General features: G+C 68.8%; 20 protein-coding genes. 8 read left to right on the forward strand and 12 right to left on the reverse strand.

Annotated features, from left to right (window positions below; all coding sequences use genetic code 11):
• Nucleotides 1-9 precede the first annotated feature (9 nt).
• Nucleotides 10-1,521: a sugar transferase gene (locus tag JK358_RS06555; protein ID WP_201944832.1), complete on the forward strand. Its 1,512-nt coding sequence runs from the start codon at nucleotides 10-12 to the stop codon at nucleotides 1,519-1,521.
• On the opposite strand, the gene JK358_RS06560 is transcribed toward JK358_RS06555, so the two are convergent.
• The 4 genes from JK358_RS06560 to asnB all read right to left on the reverse strand — a co-directional run bounded on the left by JK358_RS06560 (nucleotide 1,515) and on the right by asnB (nucleotide 8,455).
• Nucleotides 1,515-1,997 carry a hypothetical protein gene (locus tag JK358_RS06560; protein WP_201944834.1) on the reverse strand — a complete coding sequence of 161 codons (483 nt, stop codon included), beginning with the start codon at nucleotides 1,995-1,997 and terminating at the stop codon, nucleotides 1,515-1,517. The two genes, JK358_RS06555 and JK358_RS06560, sit on opposite strands and share 7 nt — an antisense overlap.
• Complete coding sequence (locus JK358_RS06565) at nucleotides 1,969-6,039, reverse strand: caspase, EACC1-associated type (RefSeq protein WP_201944843.1); 4,071 nt, start codon at nucleotides 6,037-6,039, stop codon at nucleotides 1,969-1,971. The genes JK358_RS06560 and JK358_RS06565 overlap by 29 nt, the downstream gene beginning before the upstream one ends.
• A complete protein-coding gene (locus tag JK358_RS06570; RefSeq protein ID WP_201944845.1) occupies nucleotides 6,026-6,496 on the reverse strand; it encodes an effector-associated constant component EACC1 in 471 nt (156 codons plus the stop codon). Before JK358_RS06570 ends, JK358_RS06565 begins: the two co-directional genes overlap by 14 nt.
• Before the next feature lie 87 nt (nucleotides 6,497-6,583).
• Nucleotides 6,584-8,455: an asparagine synthase (glutamine-hydrolyzing) gene (asnB, locus tag JK358_RS06575; RefSeq protein WP_307817342.1), complete on the reverse strand. Its 1,872-nt coding sequence runs from the start codon at nucleotides 8,453-8,455 to the stop codon at nucleotides 6,584-6,586.
• Between the two features lie 245 nt (nucleotides 8,456-8,700).
• On the opposite strand from asnB, the gene JK358_RS06580 reads away from it, so the two are divergent.
• Complete coding sequence (locus JK358_RS06580) at nucleotides 8,701-10,896, forward strand: heparinase II/III family protein (protein ID WP_307817343.1); 2,196 nt, start codon at nucleotides 8,701-8,703, stop codon at nucleotides 10,894-10,896.
• Here the strand turns inward: JK358_RS06580 and JK358_RS06585 are convergent.
• From JK358_RS06585 to JK358_RS06600, 4 genes are all read right to left on the reverse strand, one after another.
• Nucleotides 10,877-11,425, reverse strand: coding sequence for a YdcF family protein (locus tag JK358_RS06585; RefSeq protein WP_307817344.1), 549 nt, complete (start codon nucleotides 11,423-11,425; stop codon nucleotides 10,877-10,879). The two genes, JK358_RS06580 and JK358_RS06585, sit on opposite strands and share 20 nt — an antisense overlap.
• Nucleotides 11,422-12,960, reverse strand: a complete 1,539-nt coding sequence (locus JK358_RS06590; RefSeq protein WP_232850826.1) for a lipopolysaccharide biosynthesis protein — start codon at nucleotides 12,958-12,960, stop codon at nucleotides 11,422-11,424. Before JK358_RS06590 ends, JK358_RS06585 begins: the two co-directional genes overlap by 4 nt.
• A gap of 89 nt (nucleotides 12,961-13,049) precedes the next feature.
• Nucleotides 13,050-14,057: a glycosyltransferase family A protein gene (locus tag JK358_RS06595; RefSeq protein ID WP_201944847.1), complete on the reverse strand. Its 1,008-nt coding sequence runs from the start codon at nucleotides 14,055-14,057 to the stop codon at nucleotides 13,050-13,052.
• Between the two features lie 26 nt (nucleotides 14,058-14,083).
• Complete coding sequence (locus JK358_RS06600) at nucleotides 14,084-15,436, reverse strand: nucleotide sugar dehydrogenase (protein WP_307817345.1); 1,353 nt, start codon at nucleotides 15,434-15,436, stop codon at nucleotides 14,084-14,086.
• Nucleotides 15,437-15,612: 176 nt separating this feature from the next.
• On the opposite strand from JK358_RS06600, the gene JK358_RS06605 reads away from it, so the two are divergent.
• The 6 genes from JK358_RS06605 to JK358_RS06630 all read left to right on the forward strand — a co-directional run bounded on the left by JK358_RS06605 (nucleotide 15,613) and on the right by JK358_RS06630 (nucleotide 21,488).
• Nucleotides 15,613-16,986, forward strand: a complete 1,374-nt coding sequence (locus JK358_RS06605) for a phenylacetate--CoA ligase family protein (RefSeq protein ID WP_201944855.1) — start codon at nucleotides 15,613-15,615, stop codon at nucleotides 16,984-16,986.
• A 13-nt stretch (nucleotides 16,987-16,999) separates the two neighbouring features.
• The gene (locus tag JK358_RS06610) at nucleotides 17,000-17,581 is read left to right on the forward strand and encodes an AMIN-like domain-containing (lipo)protein (RefSeq protein WP_201944857.1); all 582 of its coding nucleotides are present in this window, start codon (nucleotides 17,000-17,002) and stop codon (nucleotides 17,579-17,581) included.
• 10 nt (nucleotides 17,582-17,591) lie between these two features.
• A complete protein-coding gene (locus JK358_RS06615) occupies nucleotides 17,592-18,995 on the forward strand; it encodes a P-loop NTPase family protein (protein WP_201944858.1) in 1,404 nt (467 codons plus the stop codon).
• Nucleotides 18,992-20,575 (forward strand): O-antigen ligase family protein, encoded by a 1,584-nt coding sequence (locus JK358_RS06620; RefSeq protein ID WP_201944860.1) that lies wholly within the window; start codon nucleotides 18,992-18,994, stop codon nucleotides 20,573-20,575. Before JK358_RS06615 ends, JK358_RS06620 begins: the two co-directional genes overlap by 4 nt.
• Before the next feature lie 133 nt (nucleotides 20,576-20,708).
• Complete coding sequence (locus JK358_RS06625; RefSeq protein WP_201944862.1) at nucleotides 20,709-20,939, forward strand: hypothetical protein; 231 nt, start codon at nucleotides 20,709-20,711, stop codon at nucleotides 20,937-20,939.
• Between the two features lie 102 nt (nucleotides 20,940-21,041).
• The gene (locus JK358_RS06630) at nucleotides 21,042-21,488 is read left to right on the forward strand and encodes an SRPBCC family protein (protein WP_201944864.1); all 447 of its coding nucleotides are present in this window, start codon (nucleotides 21,042-21,044) and stop codon (nucleotides 21,486-21,488) included.
• A gap of 16 nt (nucleotides 21,489-21,504) precedes the next feature.
• Here JK358_RS06630 and JK358_RS06635 read toward each other — a convergent pair whose 3' ends face one another.
• The 4 genes from JK358_RS06635 to JK358_RS06650 are packed head-to-tail and all read right to left on the reverse strand — an operon-like array spanning nucleotide 21,505 to nucleotide 25,116.
• Nucleotides 21,505-21,714, reverse strand: coding sequence for a hypothetical protein (locus tag JK358_RS06635; RefSeq protein ID WP_201944866.1), 210 nt, complete (start codon nucleotides 21,712-21,714; stop codon nucleotides 21,505-21,507).
• Between the two features lie 42 nt (nucleotides 21,715-21,756).
• Entirely contained in the window at nucleotides 21,757-22,959 is a 1,203-nt protein-coding gene (locus JK358_RS06640) for a glycosyltransferase family 4 protein (protein ID WP_201944868.1), read from the reverse strand.
• Nucleotides 22,956-24,089, reverse strand: coding sequence for a glycosyltransferase (locus tag JK358_RS06645; protein WP_232850827.1), 1,134 nt, complete (start codon nucleotides 24,087-24,089; stop codon nucleotides 22,956-22,958). The genes JK358_RS06640 and JK358_RS06645 overlap by 4 nt, the downstream gene beginning before the upstream one ends.
• A complete protein-coding gene (locus tag JK358_RS06650; RefSeq protein ID WP_201944871.1) occupies nucleotides 24,076-25,116 on the reverse strand; it encodes a glycosyltransferase in 1,041 nt (346 codons plus the stop codon). The genes JK358_RS06645 and JK358_RS06650 overlap by 14 nt, the downstream gene beginning before the upstream one ends.
• Nucleotide 25,117: the final 1 nt, after the last annotated feature.

Consider the following 25,117-nt stretch of genomic DNA (forward strand, 5'->3'; position numbering starts at 1 on the left):
AGCAGCAGGATGGCCTTCCAGATCGAGCAGGAACAGATTCTCGCGCCGCCACCGCAGCCCGAGAGTCCGCAGCGATCGGGCAAACAGCGCTGGCAGGCCGAGTACCGCCGCCGGCTGCGCATAACAGATGCCCTGGTCATCGCGGGTGCGGTGGCCATGGCCCAGGCCATCCGCTTCGGCGGGCTCAACAATGACGCCCGGGTGGACTGGGTGGGCGATCACGACCGCGTGGGGTACGCGGCCATCTCCTTCCTGCTCACCTTCACCTGGCTGGGTTTCCTGGCGGTGGGCAACACGTGGTCGCCGACCGTGCTGGGCACCGGGCCCGAGGAGTACCGGCGTCTGGTGGCGGCCACCATGCGGCTGTTCGGGTTGATAGCCATCGTGTCGCTACTGCTCCGAATCGATTTCGCCCGAGGCTATCTCGCCATCGCACTACCTGTCGGTTTGCTCGGCCTGATACTGAATCGCCTGTTCTGGCGCAAGTTTGCCGCGCGTAAGCGGCGCACCGGCCGCTACCTGACCTCCACTCTCGTTGTCGGCCATCGTGATTCGGCCCGCGAGATCATGCGCTGCTTCGAACGCGACCCGGCCGTCGGATACTCCGTGGTCGGCGTCTACACGCCATACGAGATCGTCGACGAGGCCGAACTCACCGGCGACGACAGCGATCTCCCCATTGTGGTCGCCGAATCCTCGGTCGTGGACGCGGTCCGCGCCACCGCCGCCGACACCGTGGTCATCGCCGCCACCGAGCATCTGGGCACGCGCGGCATCAACGACCTGCTCTGGAAACTCAAGCCACTCGGCGTCGAACTGGTCGTGACCCCCGGTGTCGTCGACGTCGCCGACCAGCGACTATCCATCACCCCAGTCTCGAATCTTCCACTCCTGCATATCGAGAAGCCGCAGTACGACCGCGCCAAATCCTTCGGCAAGGCCGTCTTCGACCTCGTCTTCGCCACCCTCGCCCTGCTGGCGGTCTCCCCCGTCATGATCTTCACCGCCATCGCCATCAAGGCCACCAGCCGCGGCCCGGTCTTCTACCGCTCCGAACGCATCGGCCTCAACGGCGAACCCTTCCGCATGGTCAAGTTCCGCAGCATGTACGTAGACGCCGACCGCGTCCGCGACACCCTCCTGGCCGAAAACGACGGCGCGGGCCCCCTCTTCAAGATGCGCGAAGACCCCCGAGTCACCCCCGTAGGCCGCATCCTGCGCAAATACTCCCTCGACGAACTCCCCCAGTTCCTCAATGTCATCCGCGGCGAAATGTGCGTCGTAGGCCCCCGCCCACCCCTGCGCACCGAAGTCGAACAGTACGACCGCAAAATGCTGCGCCGCCTCCTCGTCAAGCCCGGCGTCACCGGCCTCTGGCAGGTCTCCGGCCGCTCCAACCTCTCCTGGGACGAGTCCGTCCGCCTGGACCTGTCCTACGTCGAGAACTGGTCCATGGTGCAGGACCTGCTGATCATCAAGAAGACCATCTCGGCGGTCACGCGCAGCGAGGGAGCCTACTGAGCGGTCGCCGCAGGGTCCGCGTCGAACCCTAGCAATGTCTCCCGCGCGATCGACCTCACCAGCCCGGCGTCGAACGTCGCGACGAGGTCGAGCGCGGCGTACCAGGGACCGACACCCCAGATCTCCCCGAGCAGCTGGGAGATGTTTCGGTGCAGCGACTTTCGCTGCACCGGTGCCGCCTCGAAGTAGCGGGCCACCAATTCCTTCGCCACGCGGGTGAGCGCGACCACGCGATACTCGGGCTCGGCTCGCCGCGCGAGATCGAGTGCGTATCCGGTGTCGCCCAGGGCCAGCGCGGCGAAAACCAGCGACAGCAAAGCTCGGCTCATCTGCTCGTCGATGGACACGTTCTCGAGGAACGCCTCCCACGCCCCTTGCTTCGCGATGTCATCGAGGAGCGCTTCGGCGTCCACAAGCACGGCGCGTGCCGCATCGAAACCACGCGCCTCAGCGAGTCCGGGGACAACCAGAGCCAATGCACGGATCCGCTGGTCGACTTCGGGGATCCGCTGGGCGAGATCGAGTGCTCTCGGTACTTCGCCGGATCGCACGAGCGCTGCGACAATCTCCCGGGTGGCCGCGCCCTGGTAGGCCACCCCCCAAAAAACGCTCGGCGATTTCCGAGGCTCCTGTGACATCCCCGCTGCGCGCCAGCGCGACAGCGAGTTTGGACATCACATCCGGACTGTCCGTCGGGTGGTCGGCGGGCAGCAGTTTCAGGGTGAGATCGGCCAACCCGAGCGTGGCGGCGACAGCTGCCAGCGCCTCATTGGCCTCGGCTGAGTCTTCAAAAATTCGCTGTGCACGATCACGAAGAAACGGACCGATGAAACGGGTCGCGCGGCCCTTGTCGACCTGCTCCGCCACCACCGCCAAGGCGGCCTCGATTCCGCCGGAATCCGCAGGGCGCGTACTGATGAGGAAGGGATGCGCGAGCACTTCCGACGCGAGTTCCAACGCATCGCACTCGACCAACGCTGCGACCACCGCGGCGAGCGTCGCACCGAATTCGACGCCCTCGGGCTCCGCGGAGTCCGCCGACGCGGCGAGTTCTCGAATCAGCACGGCGGCTCGGTCACGAGCGCCCGCTCCGAGCAGCGCGCGTACTAGTTCAGCCATCGGAATCCGTCCAGCTTCCGCATGCTTCTGCTCGATCCTGGACAGCTCCGGATCACCTTGAACTGGGCCGAAGTACGCCGCCCCATCCGCGCGCCCTCGTGCCATCGCCTCGATCATCTGTCGCGCAGCGGCCTCCGAAGCCTCGAGAAATCGATCGACCCACGTATGGTCACCCAGGGATGCCGAGGCCAGGCGAGCACAGGCGTAGACGCGGTGATGCGGTACGTCGATCCGCTGAGCAACGGCATACGCGGCGGTCGAGTCACCGGCGGCGAGAACAGCTTCGGACAATACCGACAGCGCGCGTCCCCGCTGTTGTGGGTTCGTCATGCTGTAGCAGAGTTGCTCGGCTTCTTCCGCGAGACTCCGCGCCGCATCGCGATCGATCACCGCCATTGCCGGAACGATCCGCAGCAGCCTGTAGGCGTCATAGACGGTGGCCATCGACGCATGACACAGGGCTATTGCGCGATCCAGTTCGCCGATCTCGATCAGACACGCTACAGCTCGGTCGAGTTCCGCGCGCCGTTCCAGCTCACCGGAGTCCCCGATACGGTCAGTGTTCTTGTGGATGACTACCCGCAGTTGCTGATCGTGACCGGCCGCGACAAGATCGGCCACGATCGCCTCGGCGGATTCGATCGTGGCCCCGAGTAGACGTGCTCCGGCCAGTTCGGCGACTACTTCAGCCGCAAGATGCTCCGCTGCTGCCGAATTTCCCTGGCCCGCCATACATCTGGCGATCCGTGCCAGTGCGGCTAGTTCGTCGGACTTGGTCACGCATTGGCGAGCGTAGGATTCCGCACGATCGAATCTGCCGAGGTGTGCCAGCGCATGCGCCGCGTATCGAGCGGCGATACCACGTTCCCAGCTCATCGGCAGTTCGGCGGTGCTCTCGGTGCCGGAACCGGTAGCCCAGAGGTCGGCATCATCCTCTATCAGCTCAACCTCATCAGGATGTTCGACCTCGAACGGGTTGTCCGGGTCGAACTCCGGCTCCTCCAGTTCGGTGACTTCAAACCTGTCGTGATCTTCAGCGGCGCGTGCGAAGTCCTCTATCTCGACCGCCGCTTGCGCTGCCGCAGCGTCACAGCCCGTAGTCGACCAAGCTTCGGCCAGTAGCGCCAAGACGCGCATCCGCGGTTCGAGCTGGCGGATCCGGCCTACGAGCGCTTCAGCACTGTCGACATCCCCCGCAGAGATCAGCGCCGCGGCGAGAGCACAGAGTGCGGCATCGTAGTTGTCCGAGTGTCGCAGGCTGGGCAGCAAAGCCTCGACAGCGTTCCGGTCGCGCTCCCGGTATTCGGTGCGCTCACGGACCGCGATCAACCGGATATGTGCCTCGATCCGCCGTTCCGGGTCGATGATGCTCTCCGCCAAGCTGTCCGCCCGGTCGTGCTCCCCCAGCACGGCGAAGGCGACGGGCAGGTTCGGCGGGATGTTCTTCCCTCGCAGGGACAATCGCTGCCGTCGCATCGACAACGTGCACAACGTGAGCAGATCCAGCTCCGGTTGTCCGCCAAGATGCTCGCTGACCCGGGAGATCTCACGGCGGGCGGTGATGTCGCCGCCGGTCAGGCGCAACAGGCGGTCGTGCCGGACGGAGTCGAGGGCGAGGGCGGCCATCCGGAGGAGATCATTGCGGGCCTGGAGCATCGAGAAGTACCGGGTGAGGAGGTAGGTGGGAGTGTCGGCGGGCCACGCGCGGTCGCGATAGTGGTCGGCCCAGGCGTGGATGCGGGTGCGGTAGTCGTCGAGAAGGGTACGGCCGAAGGCTCGTTCGGCTTCGGATTGGAGGGTTTCGTGGGCCAGGAGGTTGATGTGGTCGAGGGCGTAGCGGCTGGGGCGAGTTCGGAAGGTGCGGCCGGTGACACCTGCCAGGATTTCGTCGATTCGGAATGGGGGGAGGTTGGTGAGATCTTCCAATTCGGGGCTGGTGAGCCCGCCTGCCGCCGTGATGAATCCGAGGATGTCGCGGGAGCCGTCGGAACCCTTGAGCATGCGGTCCAGTTCGAGGCGGGCGACGCGGCGGATGTCTCCGGCGCGGGTGGAGTCGGCGAGGATGCGGCGGCGGCAGGTGCGCAGGGGGTGGATGGTCGCGACATCCAGGGGCAGGGCCGGATTCGGGCGGCCCGCGACGATGATGCGGAGGTGCGGATGGGGCTTCTTCGGCAGCAGGGAGGCGATGCTCGGGCTGCCTTCGTCTTCGTCGAGGCCGTCGATGAGGAGGACGAGGCGGGTTCCGCTGGTGGCCGCTCGTTCGGCGGCGAGGTCGATCAGTTGGCGGCGGAGTGCGTCGCGGTTGCCGGTTGTCGCGGTGATCGTGCCGCGTTTGTCGGGTAGGAGTTCTGAAAGTTGTTCCAGGATGGCGTCGTTGAAGGCGGTGTGGTCGGCCTGGGAGGCCAGTCGTGAGGTGATGAAGAAGGCCACGACGCGTACATGGTCCGGTGGGTGCAGGGCGAAGGAGGACATGAGTGCGGTTTTGCCTGCCCACGGCCCGGCCTGCCACCAGATGTACTGGTCGTCGCCGTCGCAGAAGGCGGCCAGTTCGGCCAGTTCGTGTTCGCGGTTGTCCAGGTGGTCGGCGGGTGCGATTTCGCGGATCTGCGCGTAGTACGCGGAGCCCGATGCGTTCGGGAAAACGCCGGGCGGGGCCGAACTTCTTCGGGCCGGGTTGATCGCGAGGGCGAGGGAGCCCGCGGTACCGCGTTCCAGCGCTTTGGGTTTGGGCATGTTCGCGGCGGGGAGGCGGGAGCGCAGTTCGCGGTAGAGCGCGTCCATGGTGAGGTACTCGTCGGGCCCGGGGATACCGGAGTGAAGGGTGTCGAGCAGCATGCCGGTGAAGGCGGTGCGACCGTCAGCGCTCGTGGCGACGGCGAACTTCGTCTTCTCGTCGGTGGCGGTGAGCACGAACGCGCCATCTATGTCGACGGCGGAGCGCAGGACATCGTCGCTGGCGGCGAGCACATCGCTGCCGAAGGCTCTGCCGCTGTGGCAGCAGTCGAGGATGACCACCACGGGTCCGCGAGCGCCGGACCTGATGCGGGAGCGGATGACGCTGTAGGGCAGGGTCGTGACGTCGGCGTCCGCGCCGTCTCGGGATCCGGTGTGGGTCAGGTGAAGTCGGTTGTCGACCGCTACGCCGTGGCCGACGTAGTAGACCAGCAGCAGGTCGGTGGCTTCGCGGCAGGCGGTGCTGATCCGCTCGGCGATGGTCTGTGCGTCGGGCGGATCGGCGACCACGTCGACGTGCCGCAGGCCGGTGGTGGTGCGCAGGAAGGTGGCGACGTCGTCCAGGCTGCGTTTGATCTCCGGGAAGGATTCGAAGCCCGAATCCGGTGCGTACGAAGCGGTTCCGATCAGGACGGCGCGTGAGGCCTCCGGGTCAGGAAGCCGCATTCTTCCCCTCGGGCTCCGCGTTCGCAGGGCGTCCCTCGAGCTCCGCGGTCGCACGACGGCCCTGGAGCTCCGCATTCGCGCCGCGCCCGTCGGACTTCGTATTCTCGCCGCGCACGATATCGATCGCCTCGAGCACCTGGGCCTCGTTCACGGCTTCCCCGCCGATGGCCACGATTTCGGCGTGCAGCCCGTCGGGGCGGCTGAGTTTCAGCCGTAGTTGTGGCCGCCGCATGCGCAGCCAGGCGACGACGCAGGTGGTGACCGCGCCCCAGAATTCGGGGGCGTCGATCACGATGCGGATGATCTCCTCCGCGCCGAGGGTGCCCGCGCGGGGTGTCCGCGCGATCTCCTTGCGCAGCGCGCGTAGCTCGTCGTCCACGACCAGTTCGTCGAACAGCGACTTCAGTTCGGCGACGTCGTCGTCGGAGTCGTGTACCGCGAGGAGTATCTCCACCATCCGTCCTTCCCCAGCGTGTGGTGTCAGCCACGAGTGTGCCACGCCGTTGCGACAGGTGAAGCACCGTCGGGGAGTTGGGATTTGGAATTACGGGACATTCGCGGCGGTCGCGTCCGCGGGCAGGTCGGGCAGCTCGACGCGGCGACGGAGTTCGCGGTGCCACACCTCCAGCGAGAGCAGGGTCCACAGCCGGGACTGCTCGTCGCGCTCGCCGGAGTCGTGCGCCGCGAGCAGGCGGCGCACCATGGCCCGATCGAAGACCGCCCCGACGAACGACGACGGCCCCGTGAGCAGGTCGAAGGCGGGCTCGCGCAGGTGGCCGCGGAACCATTCGTCGAGGGGAACCTTGAAGCCGACCTTGGACCGATCCACCAGATCCGCCGGAAAGTGCCGGCGCGCCAGCTCTTTGACCACCCATTTGGTGGTGCCGTTGCGAATCTTGAGATGGCTGGGCATGCGGAAGGCCAATTCGGCCACCCGGTGGTCGAGGAAGGGCGGGCGCAGTTCCACCGACGCCGCCATGGACATCCGGTCGCCGCGTTCGAGCAGGTTGTCGGCAAGCCAGGTGTGCGTATCGGCGTAGAGCATGCGGCGCAACGCATCTCCCCTGCCATCCCGATAGGGCGCCAGGACGGTGCGCTCGGGCGGGCCGCCCAGCAGCTGTTCGCGTTCAGCGGAGGTGAAGGGCGCGAACCAGCCGCGCATGCGTTCGGCGTAGGTGGGTTCGGAGATGGCACGCAGGGCCACGGTCAGGCGCGCCTGCGCTGCCCCGAGCCGGGTTTCCAGGTGCCGCAGCGGCGAGCGCGGCAGTCCGGGAACCCGGGTGGTGCGCGCGAAGCGGTATTTCGGGTATCCGGCGAACAGTTCGTCGCTGCCCTCGCCGGAGAGCACGACCTTCACGTGTTCGCCCGCGAGCCGGGCCAGGTGGTACACGGCCACATCGGCCGGTTCGGACAGCGGGGAGTCGCGGTGCCAGCTCAGCCGCGCCCAGTCGCGCTGGAAATCCTCGGGCGTGACGAGGGTTTCGTGATGGGTGCTGCCGACGAGATCGGCGGCCCGGCGTGCCCACGAGGTCTCGTCGACCCGGGCGTCGCCGAAGCCCGCGGTGAAGGTGTGCAGTTCGGCGTCCGGCCGCAGTTCGGTGGCGAGCGCGCACAGCAGGCTGCTGTCCACGCCGCCGGACAGGTACGCCCCGACCGGCACATCCGAGACGAGCGCGTCGCGCACCGCGGACCGCAGCGCGTCGTCGAGCAGCGCGACCGCGTCACCGGGTGGGATGTCGAGCACCTCACCGGCGGTGGGCAGTTGCCAGAACGGCTCGATGTGCACGGTGCCGTCGGCCCGTACCACCAGGTGATGGCCCTGCGGCACCTTCCGCACGCCGTCGATGAAGGTGTAGGGCGCGGGCACCGAGCGGTGTGCGAGGAAGTCGTGCAGGCTCGCGGTGTCCACCCGTGGTGAATCGATCACCGGCAGCAGCGCTTTGATCTCGGAGGCGAAGGCGAACAGGGTGTCGCTGCGGTAGTAGTACAGCGGCGCGATGCCCAGCCGGTCCCGGAACAAATGGGTCTCATTGGTCCGATAGTCGTGCAGCGCGTACGCGAACTGCCCTCGCAGGGAGCGCACTCCGGCCGGGCCGTGGGCCTCGTACACGGCGAGCAGCACCTCGGTGTCACCGCGGGTGGTGAACGGGTAGGCGAGCTCGCGCCGCAGTTCCCGATAGTTGAGGATCTCGCCGTTGAACGAGATGTGGGTGGTGCCATTGGATCCCGCCATGGGCTGTGCGGATCCGCCGGGGTCGATGATGGACAGCCGGCTGTGGGTGAACCCGACCGGCCCGGCACACCACAGTCCCTCGTCGTCGGGTCCGCGATGCCGCAGACACCTGCCCATTTCGGCGAGCAGTTCGGGGTCGACGGGTATGCCGTCGAATCGGCGCACTCCAGCTATGCCACACACGTTGCCTCCGTCTCGGTGTCGACGGCGTGCCCTGCTGACCAGGGTAGTCGCGTTCGAGCCCGGCTTCGCGTGACGAAAAAGACTGGCGTATTGGTGAATTCGAGGTTTAGCGGGCGCGGCGGCGGTTCGGGCCGGGTGGCCGCGGCCCGCACGCTCCCCAGCGGCGCCACGCCCCAGGCGGTATCGTCGGGCCCGGCCGGGGCGATACAGCGGGGGTGGGCGTTCACCTCGTAGGGAGGGTGTCAGTGAGCCGGGCGGTCTGGTATCTGCAACGTCTGCGGACGATGAACGGCAGGGAAATCCTCTGGCGGACAACACGATTGCGGCATCGGCTCAGCACCCGGCAGCTGACCTGGGAGTCGGCGGAGCGCGCGCTGTTCGGCCGCGAGCAGCCGGACCGGGCGCGGCTGCTGCGCGACTTCCGCGAGGCCGCCGGCCGGCCGGTGCTGCTCGACCGGGCGCGCGCCGCACGCCTGGCCGCCGACCATCCCGCCGAGGTCGCGGCGGTGATCGCGGCGGCCGAGCAGATCCTGGCCGGGAAGGTGCGCTACTTCGGCTACCCGCACGCGAGCATCGGCGCCGAGGTCGACTGGCATCTCGACCCGCTCTCCGGAACACGCTGGCCCCGGGTGGATTCCGACCGCATCGACCATCGCACCGCGACCGGCGACCCCAAGTGGATCTGGGAGCTCAATCGTCTCCAGCATCTGCCGTGGCTGGCGCAGGCGTGGCTGTTCACGGGCGAGGATCGCTTCGCGGACAAGGCTTTCGAGCATCTGGACAGCTGGATCGAGCAGAATCCGCCCGGTATCGGGATCGCCTGGCGCGGCGCGTTCGAATGCGGGATCCGCGCGATCTCGGTGGCGGTCGCGGTGCAGGGTCTGCGGGATGCCCCCGGTCTGACGCCCGACCGATTCGCCAGGATCGTCACGCTGCTGGGCGAGAGCGCCCGCCGCTGCTGGGCGGACCGCTCACTGTTCAGCTCCGCCAACAATCATCTGATCGGCGAGCTGGCGGGCCTGGTCACGGTGGCCGTCCTGCTGCCCGAGTTGCCGTCGGCCGCACGCTGGGAACGCGATGCCCTGGCCCTGCTCACCACCCATGCCGAGCGACAGATCCTGCCGGACGGCGCGGGCGCGGAACAGGCCGTGGGCTATCAGCTCTTCACCGCCGAACTGCTCGCCCTCGTGTACGCCCTGCTGGCCCTGCGCGGTACGCCGCCACCCGCACTGGCCACCGTGCTCGACCGCAGTTCCCGCTATCTGTCCTTGCTGGTCGGCGCTGCCGACCCGAACCCCCGCTACGGCGACGACGACGGCGGCTTCGCCCTGCGCCTGGGCCCCGAACAGGTCCGGACGGTCCGCGAGCATCTGGGCATCGCCGCCGCCGTGACGCCCACGCCCGCGGCGCGCCGCGCGAGCACGCAGACGATCACCGCGGCCTGGCTGCGCGCGGCTTTGGGCACGAATCCCGTTGGCGGCGAAGACCATCCGCCGACCGCCGAGTCCCCGGCACCGCAGCCCGCACCGGATGCCGATGCCGTCCACACCGATTGTCCGGACAGCGCCTACGCCGCCGACGGCGGCGTGGTGGTGCTGCGCGCGGGCGGTCGCCGCCTGCTCATGGATGTCGGGCCGCTGGGTTTCCTGTCGATCGCCGCGCACGGGCACGCCGACGCGCTGGCGGTCACCCTCGCCGTCGACGGGCGCGACCTGATCGGTGATCCCGGAACGCCCAGCTACTACGGACATCCGGGGTGGCGCACGGCCTGCCGGAGCACCCGCGCGCATGCCACGGTGTGCGTCGACGGGCTGGATCAGTCGGTGATCGGCGGACCGTTCCTGTGGACGGCGCATGCCGCGATGCGGGTGCGGGCGGTCGATCCGGAGGGCGGCATCGTGGATGCCGAGCACTACGGGTACCGGCGGCTGGCCGATCCGGTGGTGCACCGGCGGTGGCTGATCGCACCGCCGCAGGCCCGCGCGGTGGTCGTCGTGGATCTGCTGGCGGGCAAGCGAACCCATACCGCGCAGGTGTCCTGGCCGCTGCCGCCCGCTCTGGACGCGCGCGCCGGGAACTGCGGGCACACGGTGAGCCGGGATGGTGTCGAGGTCCTGGCGCTGTCCTATGCGGCCACGGTCGACCTCGCCCCGAATCAGCTCCGGGGCGAGGAGGACACCGCGCTGGGCTGGTGGTCGGAACTGCTCGAATCCCGGGAGCCCTCCTGGCTGATCGGCGCCCAGGCGTGCGGCACCGGGCCTTTCGCCGTGGCCACCGTGCTCACGCCGCTCACGGCCGAGGTGAGCCCGGCCCGCGATCTGCGAATAGACCTGGCGGACACCGAGATCCGGGTGCGCTGGACCGACGGCGGGATCGACCGCGCCCTGTCCGTCGACATCACCCGCGACGGCGCGGTGGAGCTCAGCAGTCTCGTTCGGTGAGCGTCCGCAGGTAGCCCGCGGTCTGGTAGAGGTAGGACCACGCCCAGTATCCGGTGGAGAACCGCTCGGTGCTGGCGCGCATCACCAGTTCGCCGCTGAAGCATTCCGCCAGGATGTATCGGGCCCGGGACAGGTGCGGCCGCATGGTGACCACGATGACGGTGTGCCAGCCGCGTGCGGCCGCCACCCGGCGCAGTTCCCGTCCCTCGCCGAGGGTGGTCGGCGGATCGGGTGCGAAGCATTCGAGGGTGAATCCCACCTGTGGTGTGTGGCAGGGCTCGCGGACCTCGTCGATATCGGTGTATTCGCCATACGGGTTGGAGAACAACACATTCGGCGCGTAACCCTGGCGTGCCAGCTCGAGTCCGTAGCGGTAGCGGTCCACGCCGTTGCCGCCCAGCACGACGATGGCGTCGGCCTTGCGCAACGGATCCACCTGTGGGTACACGTATACCGGCAGTCCGGCGCCGACCAGCGCCGGGAGCAGCGCGAGGACGGCGGCGGCCGCGAGCAGCCCGCGCCGTGTCACGCGCGGCGCAGCGCAGACCACACCGGTGCCAGGCTCGACGGGGAAATCAGCTGCAGCACACCGAGGTACAGCACACCGAAGGCGAACGCCTCCGCGACGACCAGGCCGAGCCCGGCTGCTACGCCGCGTTCGCTCGCGTGCAGGATCATGTGCTCGAGCAAGCCGACCGCCACGGCGGCGAGGACGCCGGCGAGCAGCGGGGGCACCAGGCAACGCGCAAGTTCGCCACGGGACACGCCGACCACCCTACGCGACAAGATCAGACCGGTCAGTCCGGTGGCCAGGGCGGATGTGGACAGCGCCAGTCCGACACCCCACAGTCCGTGATGCACCAGGATCAGCAGCAGCGGCACCATGGTGAGCGCGCCCACCCCGGACATCCAATAGAGCAGATGCGGCCGGCCCGCGCCTTTCATCGCCTCGGCGCACACCGACATGAGCGCGAATCCCATGCCCACCCCGGCCATGACCTCGACCAGCTGACCCGCGCCGCGCCACTCGTGGCCGAGCAGCAGCACCACCACCGCCTCCCCGGTCGCGCCCAGCAGCGCGGACGCGGGCACCACCGCCAGCCACATCCAGGTGAGGGCGCGCAGGAACCCGCGTTTCAGCCGATCCGGCTCCCCCGCGATGGTCGCGAACGCGGGAAACAGCACATACGAACAGACTTGGACGATGGCCACCACCGGCAGGAACGACAGTTTGCGTCCATTGCGGTAGTTGCCGAGCGCCGCGGTGTCCAGGCGATTGCCCACGATGACGACCTCGGCGGCCTCGACCGCCCGCTCCACCACACCGTCGATCAGCAGCGGCAGCGAGAAGGTGGCGAGTTCGCGCCACAGCGCGACCCGGAACCGGCCCCGGAACGGCAGCCAACCGGCCAGCCACCAGGCGGCGATCACCGAGACGCCGACGGCCGCGTAGTACCCGGCCACCATCGACCACACCCCGAACCCGGTGGCCGCCAGCGTGATCGACACCGTCGCGAAGGCGAGGGCATTGGCCGGGTCGACGATGATCCGCCGTTTGAACTGAAAAGCCCGCTGCATCAGGGCATCCGGCACCGCGAGCAGCGAAGTCAGCAGCACCGTGCCCGAACTCACCGCGGCCACCGCGCCGACCTGGGTACTGCCGAAGATCAGCGACAGCACCGGCGAGGTCGCCAGCAGCAGCCCCGACAGCAGCGCCCCCGAGGCGAGCGTCGCCCAGAACACCGTCTCGGCCGCGTCCTCGATATCGGTGCGCCGCTGGATCAGCGCCTGACTCAGTGAACTCTGCGAGAACACCATGACGAACGCCGTCAGGAAGGTGCCCGCGGCGAAGACGCCGATTTCACTGGGCGAGAGCAGATGTGCGAGCACCAGTGTCTGCGCCAGGGCGATGATCTGCACCGAGGCGGTGCCCGCGGCCGCGATCGCCGCTCCGCGTTTGAGTACGCCGAGCAGTCCGCCCGTGCGCTCGGCCTCCTGGTCGCGCACCGGTGTCCCCCGATGCGTGGTCGTCGCGTCCGGATGCTGCGAGTCCGCCGAATCCATCATTCCCCCGGCTAGCTGTAATTCTCTCCCCCGTTACCCGTATCCCGCTGCGGCTACCGGCAAACCTTTCCGCCCGATCCCGGTGCCCGTCACCGCTTCACAGCGGTGACCACCCGGCCCGCGACCCGCGCGACCTGCGCGGACACCTGCTGTTTGAGCGGGTGGACGCGCCGCAGGAAACCCGGTAACACGGTGACCGCGGCGATGATCGCACCGGCGCGCACCGTTCTGCGCTGGGCGAACGCCTCTTTCGCGGCGGCCTTCGCACCCCGATCGTCGCCGGTGAGCAGCGCCTGCTGCGCGTGCCGCAGCCGCGTCCAGTAGCGGAAGGTGCGCAGCGTGCGGTCCAGGGCCGCGCGCGCCTCGGGATCCTCCGGCGCCGCCCACGCGAACGAGTGCTCCAACTCCGCCATGAAGGCGTCCACCTTGGCCGGGTCGCGGCTCATCGAGTCGCCGCGAATCCGGAAGCGCGCCAGGCGCTGTGGCAGTACCCGGATGTCGTAGCGCCCGACCATGCGAATCCAGATGGCCACCGATTCGTGCAGCCCCTGTCCGCCGCGGTCGTAGCCGCCGACCGATTCCCACGCCTCGCGCCGGATGGCCGCGGTGTAGTAGGGCACCAGCCCGCCCAGCAGATCGGTGAGCGTCAGCCGCCGCGCGGGATCGGGTTTGCGCTTCACATTGGTCGAGCGGTAGTAGCCGACCGGCAGATCCGCGCCGGAATCGTCGAATCGGAAGGCGTCGCAACCGATCGCGTCGATTCCGGGTTCGGCGTCGAAGACCCGGCCGACCGCTTCGCAGAAGGTGGGCATCACCTGATCGTCGCTGTCGAGCACCACGAAGTAGCGCCCCGTCGCCCCCGCGGCGGCGGCCATGACGCCGCCGTCGTAGCCCTTGTTCTCCTGCCGTATCAACCGGATTCGCCCGTCGCTGCCGTAGCTGTCGACGATGGCCGCGATCTCGTCGGACATGCCGTTGTCGACGACCACCAGCTCCCAGTCCGGAATCGTCTGTGCGAGCACCGAATCGATGGTGTCGCGCAGATAGTCCTCGGTCTGGTAGGCCGTGGTCAGGAAGCTGAACGCCGGTGCCCCCATGTCGTACCCCTTGCCGCTCGTTCCGGTTACCAGCCGATGCCCAGATAGCCCGGCCGGGTGCGCCGCTGCTCCGCCCCGGGCAGCCGGACCAGGTCGATGACGGTTCGGTCGGGCCCGAGCCCGTCCACCGCGGCCACCACCGCGGGTTCGGCGGTGCCCGCGATGAAGATCTCCCCGTGCGCGAGCACGGTGTCGATGTCGTCGGTGAGCAGTTCCCCGATATGCGGCAGCCGTTCCTCGATGAAGGCGCGGTTGGCGCCCATCAGGCGCGACAGCGCCACGTTCGCGTCGTAGATGCGGACGTCGTAGCCCTTGCCGAGGAGTCGTTCGGCGAACTCCACCATGGGGCTCTCGCGCAGATCGTCGGTGCCGGCCTTGAAGGACAGGCCGAAGATGCCGATCCGGCGGCGGCCCAGCGCGATGACCAGATCGACCGCGCGGCGCAGTTGAGCCTCGTTGGACGCCAGCACATTCGACAGCACCGGCAGTTCCAGATCGTGCTGGCGGGCGGTGTGGTTGAGCGCGCGCACGTCCTTGGGCAGGCAGGAGCCGCCGAAGGCGAAGCCGGGCCGCAGGTAGGCGGGGCTGATGTTGAGTTTGGTGTCGGCCAGGAAGATGTCCATGACCGCGTGCGAGTCCAGGCCGAGTTCCGCGCACAGCGCGCCGATCTCGTTGCCGAAGGTGACCTTGAGCGCGTGAAAACTGTTGTCCACGTATTTGGTCATCTCGGCCACCGCGAGGGGTACGCGGAAACGCGGCCCGGGTAGCCCGTCGTACAGGCTCAGCAGTGCCGCGCCGGAGCGCTCGTCGGTTTCGCCGACCACCGTCTTGGGCGGATTCTCGAAATCCCGCACACTGCTACCCTCGCGCAGGAATTCCGGATTCACGCACACCCCGAAATCAATGCCCGCCTGTTTGCCGGAAGCTTTCTCCAGTATCGGGATGAGAATGTTCTCGCAGGTTCCCGGAACCATGGTGCTGCGATAGGCGATCACGTGCCAACCGGCTTTACCAGCCAGCGCCGCGCCGATCTGGGCGCTCACCCGTTCCAGATAGCTGGTCGAAAGCCCGCCGCCCGGGGCGGAGGGCGTGCCCACGCAGATGATCGAGATATCGCTCGCCAGAACCGCTTTCGCCACCTCCTCGGTGACGGTCAGGCGACCCGCGGCGACCACCTCGGCGATGAGCTCACCGATGCGCTCCTCCACGACGGGCGTTTTCCCCTGCCGGATGAATTCCGTTTTCTGCGCGTTCACGTCGACGCCGATCACGGTGTTTCCGCGGGCCGCCAGGCAGGCGGCCGAGACGCATCCCACATAACCGAGCCCGAAAACGCTGACCGTCAGATCCAGGCCGGTTCGCCGGTTCTGCTCGTTCACTCTGCACCCCACCACGCATCGTTGAAACCGCTGATTAGCTTTATACCAATGTGTTTGGTGACTCGTCGGGGTTATCATCTGCGGTGCAAGGGGTGGCGTTACCGCGAACGCCGCAGTCGGGGTTTGGCTGATGATTGCCGGAATGGTGCGCGGAACCGGCTGGGGGCTGTGGAACTATGACGTCGTCGAACTCGGGTCTGAGTTTCAAACATCGGCTCAGGCGCGCTCATCCGCGCCGGCGGGCCCTGCAACGCACGCTGCGCGCGCTGGACCGAGCCGACGCCGAGCGGATACGGGACTTCCAGGAGCAGCGATTACGCCGGCTGGTGCGGGTCGCCGCCCAGCGATCGCCGTTCTACCGCAGCTACTTCCGGGAATCCGGGGTCGATCCGGCCTCGATCCGCACGCTCGCGGATCTGCCGAAGCTGCCGCTGATCTCACGCCGGGAGGTAGCCGGGCACGCGGACCGGTTCCGCACGGTGCCGCGCCGGCTGATGTGGCCCGCGATGTCCAGCGGAACCTCGGGTGTGCCCATCGAGTGCTACCGCACCACCACCTCCTCGGTCCTGGAGCTCACCGCGCTGGAGCGCCAGTGGAGCTGGTTCGGGGTGCCCGCGGATTCGCGACGGGTTGTCTTGCGCGGCAACGGTTTCGCCTCCGGCAACGACGGCGTCGACCTCCCGGTGCGGGCGGTGCCGGGCGCTCGGCAGTTGCTGGTCTCGAGCTTCTATCTCACACCGGACCGGATCGGCGCGATCGCCGAGGAGATCCGGAGTTTCGCGCCGCATGCCATCGAGGGCTGGCCGTCGAGTATCGCGCTGCTGGCCGCGCTGCTGCGCGATCGGGGCGAGAAGATCCCGCTGCGCGCGGTGATCACCTCCTCCGAAATGCAGTCCCCCGGACAGCAGCAGCTGATGCGGGAGGTGTTCGGCGCGCCGATCGTCGATCACTACGGGCAGACCGAGCGCGTCACCATGGCCGGTTCCTGTGAGGCCGGGGGCTATCACGTCTTCCCCGATTACGGCATCACCGAGCTGATTCCCGTGGAGGGCTCCGCGGATCGGTTCGAGATCGTCGGAACGGCCTTGCACAACACCGGTTTTCCGCTGCTGCGCTACCGCACCGGCGACGAGGTGCAGGCGGCCCCGGACGAGCCGTGCCCGTGCGGGCGCGCGTTCCCGCGCCTGGGTGTGATCGCCGGGCGCATCGACGACATCCTCACCGCCGCCGACGGCCGTCCGCTGCCGCTGGGCTCGACGGTGCTCGACGATCTCTCCGGTCTGCGCGAATCCCAGATCGCCCAGCTCCGGCCGGGTGTCTTCGAGCTGAGAGTGGTTCCCGGCGAGGGCTTCTCGCTGGAGCAGGTGAGCGACCACATCCGCCGCAATGTGGATTCGCTGTTCGGTCCCGGCCAGGAGCTGACGGTGCGGGTGCTCGACGCGCTGCCGCGCCCCGCCGGCGGGAAGTTGAAAACCTGTGTGGTGGAGCACGGTTCCGGGGATGTAATACCACCGGGCGGCTCCCCGATTTCGCCGGTACAACCATGGTGAGAAGGGAAGCGCCGTGCGCACTCGCTGGGTGACACCGGCGGCGCTGGTGGTGGTCGCGCTGGTGACGGCCGGGCTGTCCGGCTGCGATCGGGGCGGTGGCGCAGCGCCGTCCGCGCCGTCCACCACCGCGCCCGCGACGACCACCGCCGCAGCCGATCCGTTCGCGGCCAAGAACCGCACCCCGGACCCCCAGGCGGTGGCCATCGGACTGACGAAGATCTCGCTCGCCACCGCCGCCACCGGCGATCAGGTGATCTTCGAGTTCACCGGGAACGCGGTGCCGGGGTGGGCGGTGCACTATGTCGGGCAGGCCGTGCCGAACCCCGGTCCGGCCGTGCTGCCGATGGCGGGCCAGTCGATCATCGAGGTGCTGATCCGGGAGGCCGCCAACCCCTTCAAAACCGGTGTCCCCGCGTACGCGGGCGCGAATCCGGTGATCGATCCGGCCGTGCGCTCGATCAGCGAGGTGCGGTTCGCGAGCGCGGATCGCGGCATCACCCAGGCGTTCATCGGCCTCGCCATCGGACAGGTGGGGTTCCGGGTGACCGCGCTGACCAACCCGACGCGGGTCGTCGTGGAGGTCGATCACCGATGACGGAGGAGCGTTGACGAATACGCTGAGTGTCCTGCTCGACCGGATCTGGCAGCGCCGAATCCTGGTCGCCGTCATCGGATTGGCCACCCTGTTCGGCGCGTACGTGGCCACCCAGGGGCAGGCCACCACCTACACCAGCCGGGTGCTCGTCACCACGGGGTCGTCGCGGCCGCCTACCGAGGACGCCATCCTGGCGCAGGGCTACACCTATTACCTCAACGATCCGACCTATCAGTCGAATCTGAGCCAGGCCAAGGATTTCCCGTCCGACATCTCCAGTTTCGCGGCGGAGTTCGTCACGGCCAGCCCGCTGTTCTACGTCCAGGTGACCGCGCCGACGCCGGAGGCCGCCAAGGCCGCCGCGCCGAAGATCGCCCAGCTGTACGTCGACGACGTCAACGGCCGCCTGGACGCCAATCGCGCGGAGGTGGCCGCGGATATGACAGCGGCCATGCGCAGCGTGTGGGGCGATCGGCTGGCGGCGGGTGATGCGAACGCCTTCAGCGCGCAGGTCCAATTGCAGGAGCGCATCGACGAACTCAACGCCGACAGCTCCAACCGGCTGACCATCCTGCAGTCGGGGGCCGGTGCCACGGCGAACGGCGCGGGCACCACACGCACCCTCGCGACGGGTCTGGTGGGCGGGCTGGTGCTGGGCTGTGTGGCGGCCCTGCTGGCGGGTGCGTCGACCCGGCGGCTCTACACCGATTACGACCTGGTGGAGAAGACCGGCGTCACGCCCTTCGACGTGATCCCGCCGGGCGGGACGCCCGCGCGCGACGCCCGGCGCGAGGTGGCGCTGCGGCATGTGGCCAATCTGGTGGCGAAGTTGGGCACCGGGGCGTCCACTTCCGTTGCGGTGGCCCCGATCTCGACGGGAATCGGCGGCGATCGGGTGGCGCGCGCCATTGCCGAGCATCGCGCCGCCCAGGGCACCCGCACCATTTTCATCGATGCCGACCTGCGGCGGATCGGCTACGGCGAGCCCGGGGCCGGGGTGGCGGAGTTCCTGCGCGGCTCGGTGCGCGATGTGCGGCAGCTGCTGTCCGGGCGCGGGCCCGACGATTTCGCGGTGATCGTGCCCGGCGCGATCGTCGCCGATCCGTATCCGCTCTTCGATCGGGACCGGTTCCAGGAATTGCTGGACGCCGCCGGGGAATTGGCGGAGCTGGTGGTGGTGAATCTGCCGCCGCTGGCGTCCGCGCCGGAGGCGCAGATCGTCGCGGATCTGGCGGATCTGACCGTGCTGGTGGTGGAGCGGGGCCGCACCCGGGTGCCGGAGGTGCACGAGGCGGTGCGGGCGGTGAATCAGATCGGCGCGGAGGTGCTGGGCGCGGTGCTCATCGACACCTCCGCGAAAGCCGGTCTGCTGCAGCGGTTGTCGCATCCGGCGGCGGCTCGGGCCGCGCGATGACGGTCACCGAGCCCACACCCGTCGCCCCGGCACGACCCGGGTCGCTCCCGGAACGGGCCTGGGCGGCGCTGTCGCCGGTGGCGATCCGGGTCGGCTGGCTGGCGGCGATCGGCGTGGCCCTGCCGGTGGGCCTGGCCGGGATGCTCGCGGTGTCCGATCGCGCGCCGGGCGGAGTCGGAACCGTCGCCGCCGCAGGGGGTTTCGCCGCGGTCTGCGTGGTGATCGGGCTCAAGGATCCGCGCTGGGCGTTCGTCTTCCTGGTGGTGGCGACCTTTCTGCGGCCCGCGATTCCGAAGATCCTGCCGACCACCGACCCGTTCATCCTGGCGTTCGGCGGCGTGGTCATCTCCGCGCTGGCGTGGGTGCGCGGGCGGCCCGAGCGGCGCATCCGGCTGGGCGTGATCGAACTGGCCATGGCGCTGTATCTGCTGTGGAATCTCCATTCGATTCTGCAGCCGCACGAGTACCCGCCGCTGCTCAACCCGCTCACCGGGCAGATGCTGGACCTGTGGCGCTACCTGATCATCGGCACGGTGATGCCGTTCGTCGCCTACCTGGTGGCCCGGATGATCTTCGGCGACCGGCGCTCGCTGCGCTTTCTGATCACGACGCTGCTGGTGTGCGCCGCCTATTCGGCGTGGGTGAGCATTCTGCAGTTCCACGGTCCGCAGGCGCTGCTGTGGCCCAAATACATTGCGCTGCGGCCGAACTGGCCCGATCGCGCGGTGGGCCTGCCGAATCAGCCGCAGGTGAACGGGCTCATCCTGATCGTCGGCTTCGTGCTGTGCCTGGTGCTGATGGGTGTCGAACACCGCCCGCGCTGGCAGCGGATCGGCCTGAGCGTGATCGCCGCGGGCTCCGCGTACGCGATCTACCTGACCCACACGCGGTCGGTGTGGCTCGGTTTCGCCGTCGTGGTCGTGCTGGGCGTCGTGCTGGCGAAGGGCTACCGCACCGGGTTCGTGGCGACGGCCGTGGGCGCGGTGCTCGCGATCGCCCTCAACTGGTCGACCTTCACCAGCAAGGATCGCAGCGCGGGCGGCGTGGCCTCCACCAACGAGGTCTTCGACCGGCTCAACGCCAACACCACCGCGGTCTGGGCCTTCGCCGAAAAACCGTGGAGCGGCTGGGGTCTGGGCCGGTTCGTGTCCATCAACACCTACCACCACCAGCAGTGGTCACCCGAGACCCCGTGGAACCGCGGGCTCGGAATCCCCGCCCATCAGAACGAACTGGGCATCATGGCCGAGCTCGGCATCGTCGGTCTGCTGCTGTGGCTCACCGTGATCGTGCTGATCTCCTACCGCCTGATCCGCGCCTTCGTCGACCTCCCGCCCGACGGCATGCTGGGGCGACCGCTGGCCTTCATCGCCGGCACCGCGTTCCTGTCGCTGGTGATGGCGGGCCTGTTCGTCGATCTGCGGCTCTTCGACTACCCCAACACCATGGTGTTCGCCCTGGCCGGTGCGGCGGCCGGCGTGGCCGAGCGTTTCACCCACCGTCCGCTGGAGGACCCCTTGGCGGCGGGCCGGGCCCGCCGCGCCGAGATCCGCGCGCATCGGGCGCGGAAAAATCCCTGATTCCGGGGTGGTTTCCCCCGCGCCGGAGGGGAATGCTGGAGATATGCCTACAACGCCGAGATGGGTCAGTCGGAATCGTTTCGCCGCCTGGTCAACATACTTTTGCGCACTGGTTGCCTCCGCAACGCTGGCAATGGCTCTGACCGCTGCCGCCTCCGGCCACACCGAGCACGCCATGCGCGCCGGTCTCGTCAGTGCCGCGACCGCCCTGGTCGGGATCATGATCATGACCACCACCTGGCATCGCGACACCCTCACCCACCACAATGTCCCCAGCCTGCTCAACGACACCTGGGAGCGCACCCCGCCCTTCGCCCGCCGCCGCGGCAAGCCCGCCGGCATCGAGACCGACCGCCGCCACTGACCCGGCACCGGCACCCCGAACTCCGTCGCGCCGGAGCCCCGCAGATCTACCGAAAGTCAGTAATCTAGGGGATCCAACCGCCGACACGGCAGGAGGCCAGTGGTGAGTGCCGACAACGAACTCGACCCCTCCCGAGTCGAGCTCGGCAAGTTCTATCCCCAGCCGCCCGCGGCGGTGTGGCGCACGCTCACCGACCCCACCGGCATCGAACACTGGCTGCTCCCCTCGGTGGGCTTCGAGGGCCCGCACCCCGGCACCCCGTTCCTGTTCACCCTCCCCACCAATCCCCCGTCCGCGGTCGCCTGCGAGGTGCTCTCCGCCACCCCGGGCGAATCCATGGTGTGGAGCTGGATGGACCCGCGCGGCCCCCAGCCCGTCCGCTGGACCGTCACCTGGATCCTGCAACCCCAGGGGCACGGCACCCGGCTGCTGCTCACCACAACGGGTTTCGACATCACCGACAAGTTCCAGCGCATCCAGCGCAACAATATCGAGCGCGGCTGGCGGCAGGTCCTGTCCAAACTCGCCACCGTCCTGGACGGCCGGTAGCCCCCGGCGCGGGCGGTCAGACGAGCTCGACCTCGTCGAAATCCACGGTCATGGCGTGGCGGCGTTCGCGCAGGACATTGCCCTCACGATGGACGGTGCCTTCGCGGAAGTCGATGCGCAGCTGGGATTTCCGCATGTCGACCTCGCGGACCACGCCGCACACGCCCGCGAACGGACCGGCCGGAAAATAGATGACGTCGCCCGGCCCGAAATCTGGAATCCCCACGCGGACACAGTAATCCACGTGGGGACGCGGCGCAGGACGGGGTCAGCGGCGCACCGAGGTGCGGAAGACCCGCGCGTAGAAGGAGAGCAGGTTCTCGCGGGAGGTGTCCCAGGACAGTTCGCGCTCCACCCGGTCTCGTCCGAGTTCGCCCATATGCTTGCGGCGGATCGGATCATCGAGCAGTTCCGCGATGGCCGCCGCGAAAGCGTGTTCGTCGTTGGCGGGGACGTAGACGGCGGCGTCCCCCGCCGAGACCCGGGCCTCGACGAGGTCGAAGGAGACCAGCGGCCGCGACATCGCCATGTACTCCACGACCTTGTTCATGGTCGACACGTCGTTGAGCGGATTGCGGGGGTCGGGTGAGAGGCAGATGTCCGCGGTGGAGAGCCCGGTCTGGACGAACTCGTCGGGCACCCGGCCGGTGAACTCCACGATGTCGTCGATGCCGAGGCTGCCCGCCAGGGCGACCATATCGTCGAAAGCGTCGCCCGCGCCCATGAAGAGGAAGTGGGTGTCGTCGCGGCCCAGCACATCGCGGTAGTGCGCGATGGCGCGCAGCGCGTAGTCGACCCCGTCCTGCGGCCCCATGACGCCCAGATAGGCTGCCAGATAAGTCTTTCCGCGCCGGAGCGCCGGATCGGGATCGCGCGGGACGAACCGCGACAGATCGGGGGCGCTGCGCACCACCGACACCCGGTCCGGGTCCATCCGCCCGCGCTCGATCGCGACCCTGCGGTAACTCTCGTTGGTGGAGATGACCGCGTCGGCGACGAAGAACGTCATGCGCTCCAGCAGGATCGAGACCCGGTGCAGCAGTGACGGCCCGCCCGCGAAACGCGACTCGAACAGTTCGGGCACCAGATCATGGTGGTCGAAGACGAAGCGCGCCCCGCCGATCCGCAGGACCAGTGCGATGAGGAACAGCAGGTCCGGCGGATTGCAGGCGTGCACGACGTGCACCGGGCCTTCCCGTCGCACCCGCAGCGCCAGGCGCAGGGTGTGCCAGAGCGCCAGCGAGTACTCCCGCAGATACCCCGCGGGCCCCCCGGTCGCGGCGCGCAGCGGATAGCGCAGGATGCGCACCCCCTCCAGCGTGACCTCGGGTTCGCGATCCTGTTTGGCGCCCTGCGGGCAGATGACGGTGACCCGGTATCCGGCGTCCATGAGCGCCCGGCTCTCCTGCCAGACCCTGCGGTCGAACGGCACCGACAGATTCTCGACCAGGATCAGAATGTGTCCGCTCACCGGTACACGACCTCCTCCACGGCCTGCTCGGCGGCCGCGATACTTGCCTTCAGACTGAAGTGGGTTTCGACGCGGGCGCGGGCGGCAGCGCCCATGCGCGCGCGGGCCGGCTCGTCGGTGAGCAGGTCGATCAGGCGCTGTGCGAGCTGATAGGGATCGCGCGGCGGCACCAGGTAGCCGGTCTCGCCGTCGGCGACCATTTCGGGGACGCCGCCGACCGCGGTGCAGACCGCCGGACGCCCGGCGGCCATCGCCTCGAGCACCGCGAGGGGGAAGCATTCGACGCCGCGCGAACTGAGCACCACGACATCCATGGCCCGCAGCAGCGCGGGGATGTCGGAGCGGGAGCCCGTGAGCACCACGCGCGCCCCGAGATCCAGTTCCGCCACCAGGTTCTCGATCTCCGACCGCATCACGCCGTCCCCGACGATGAGGAATCGCGCGGCGGGCACGGCGTCCGCGACCTGGCGGGCCGCGCGCACGAAGGTGGCGTGATCCTTCTCCGGTCGCAGGGCGGCGACGATCCCCACCACCGGATCGCCCTCCCACAACCCGAGGTCGGCGACGGCGTCGCGCGCGGATCCGGTATCGAATTCGGCGGTGTCCACCCCGTTGTAGATGACGGTGATCTTGTCCGCCGGATACCCGAGATCGTCTGTCATGTACCGGATCTGGGCCTGCGCGACACCGAAGTAGGCCGCCGTGCGGCGATCCAGCACCCGGTCGGCGAGATACCGGAACCGGCCGCGCGGCTCGTCGTCGCCGTAGTTGTGCACCCACACGATGGAGGCGGGCACCCGGGCCAGCCAGGCCGCGATCCGGCCGAGCGCCTCGGCGTTGTAGCCCCGGGTGATCACCACATCGGGCCGCTGCGCCCGCATGGCGCGCACGAGATCCCGCAGCGCCCCCAGCGCCTGCCGTTTCGATCGGTGCAGGGCGAACGCGGGCACACCCCCGGCGATCAGGTCGCCGAACAGTTGCCCTTCCTCCCCGATGCAGATCACCGAGGGATCGAATCGGGCGCGGTCGAGATTGGGCAGCAGGGTCGTCACATGGCGTTCGGCCCCGCCGACGCCCAGATCCGGCACCACGTACAGCACCCGGATCCTCGGGCGCTCAACGGTGTTCATCGATGACCTCACGGTAGATCCGGTCGAAGCGACGCCAGACGACGTCGATGTCGAATTCGTCGCGCACCCGCTGCCAGGCGGCCGCGCCGAGCCGGGCGCGCAGTGCGCCGTCGAGCACGACCTGCTCCAATGCCGTTGCGAGCGGCTCGATTTCGCCGGGCGGCACCAGCACACCGCAGTCCTCGCCGACGAGATCCGGGATGCCGCCGACGGGACAGGTCACCACGCACAGTCCGCGGGCCATGGCCTCCAGGATGGCCATGGGCTGCCCCTCCCGGTGTGAGGGCAGCACGAGCACGTGCGCCCGGCGCATGACCTCCGGAACCTGCTGCGCCGCAACCCATCCCCTGATTTCGACGGTGGATTCGACGCCCAGATCCGCGATCCGCTTGCGCGCGGCCTCGACCGCGCCGTCCCCGGCGACCAGCAGCCGCGCGGCCGCGGGGTCACCGGCGGCCCGCACCATCCGCTGCCAGGCGTCCAGCAGGGTGAAGGCGCCCTTGCGCTCCCCGATCTCGCCGAGGAACAGCACCCGCACCGGCTGCTCGGTGCGCTGGTCGACGGGCTCGGCCAGCCGAACCGCATTGCACACCACGATAATCCGTGCCTCGGCGGTGATGCCCCGCAGCGCCTGCGCCCACGGTTCCCCGAGCGCCACCACCACGGCCGCACCGCGCAGCGCGTCCCGGATGGCGGCCCGCAGCAGCCGCGGTCCCCGGTCGTGGAACAGCCGGAAGTCCGAGCCGTGCAGGTGCAGCACCACGGGAATGCGCAGCCCCCGGGCGATGAGTTCGAACACGTACTTGCGCACGAAACTGCCGTAGGACGACATGTGCAGGTGCACCACGGCGGGCCGGTGCGCCAGCACCTGGTACAGGTAGACAACCAGCGCGCGGGCCGCGATCGCGATCTTGGTCAGCGCGGTGCCGTCACGATGCGTGGTCACATGCCGCACATCCCATTCCGTCCACAGGGGCGTTTCGCGCATCTCCCGCACAAAGCTGGCCACACCGCCCCGTGTCGTCATG

Source organism: Nocardia acididurans (assembly GCF_016741815.1).
Lineage (GTDB): Bacteria > Actinomycetota > Actinomycetes > Mycobacteriales > Mycobacteriaceae > Nocardia > Nocardia acididurans.

Excerpts from the sequence above, each read along its gene's own strand:
- JK358_RS06605 (WP_201944855.1), top strand. The coding sequence starts at position 15,613 with ATGACGTCGTCGAACTCGGGTCTGAGTTTCAAACATCGGCTCAGGCGC.
- JK358_RS06555 (WP_201944832.1), top strand. The coding sequence starts at position 10 with ATGGCCTTCCAGATCGAGCAGGAACAGATTCTCGCGCCGCCACCGCAG.
- JK358_RS06570 (WP_201944845.1), bottom strand. The coding sequence starts at position 6,496 with ATGGTGGAGATACTCCTCGCGGTACACGACTCCGACGACGACGTCGCC.
- JK358_RS06620 (WP_201944860.1), top strand. The coding sequence starts at position 18,992 with ATGACGGTCACCGAGCCCACACCCGTCGCCCCGGCACGACCCGGGTCG.
- JK358_RS06595 (WP_201944847.1), bottom strand. The coding sequence starts at position 14,057 with ATGGGGGCACCGGCGTTCAGCTTCCTGACCACGGCCTACCAGACCGAG.
- JK358_RS06650 (WP_201944871.1), bottom strand. The coding sequence starts at position 25,116 with ATGACGACACGGGGCGGTGTGGCCAGCTTTGTGCGGGAGATGCGCGAA.
- JK358_RS06565 (WP_201944843.1), bottom strand. The coding sequence starts at position 6,039 with ATGCGGCTTCCTGACCCGGAGGCCTCACGCGCCGTCCTGATCGGAACC.
- JK358_RS06590 (WP_232850826.1), bottom strand. The coding sequence starts at position 12,960 with ATGGATTCGGCGGACTCGCAGCATCCGGACGCGACGACCACGCATCGG.
- JK358_RS06625 (WP_201944862.1), top strand. The coding sequence starts at position 20,709 with ATGGCTCTGACCGCTGCCGCCTCCGGCCACACCGAGCACGCCATGCGC.
- JK358_RS06645 (WP_232850827.1), bottom strand. The coding sequence starts at position 24,089 with ATGAACACCGTTGAGCGCCCGAGGATCCGGGTGCTGTACGTGGTGCCG.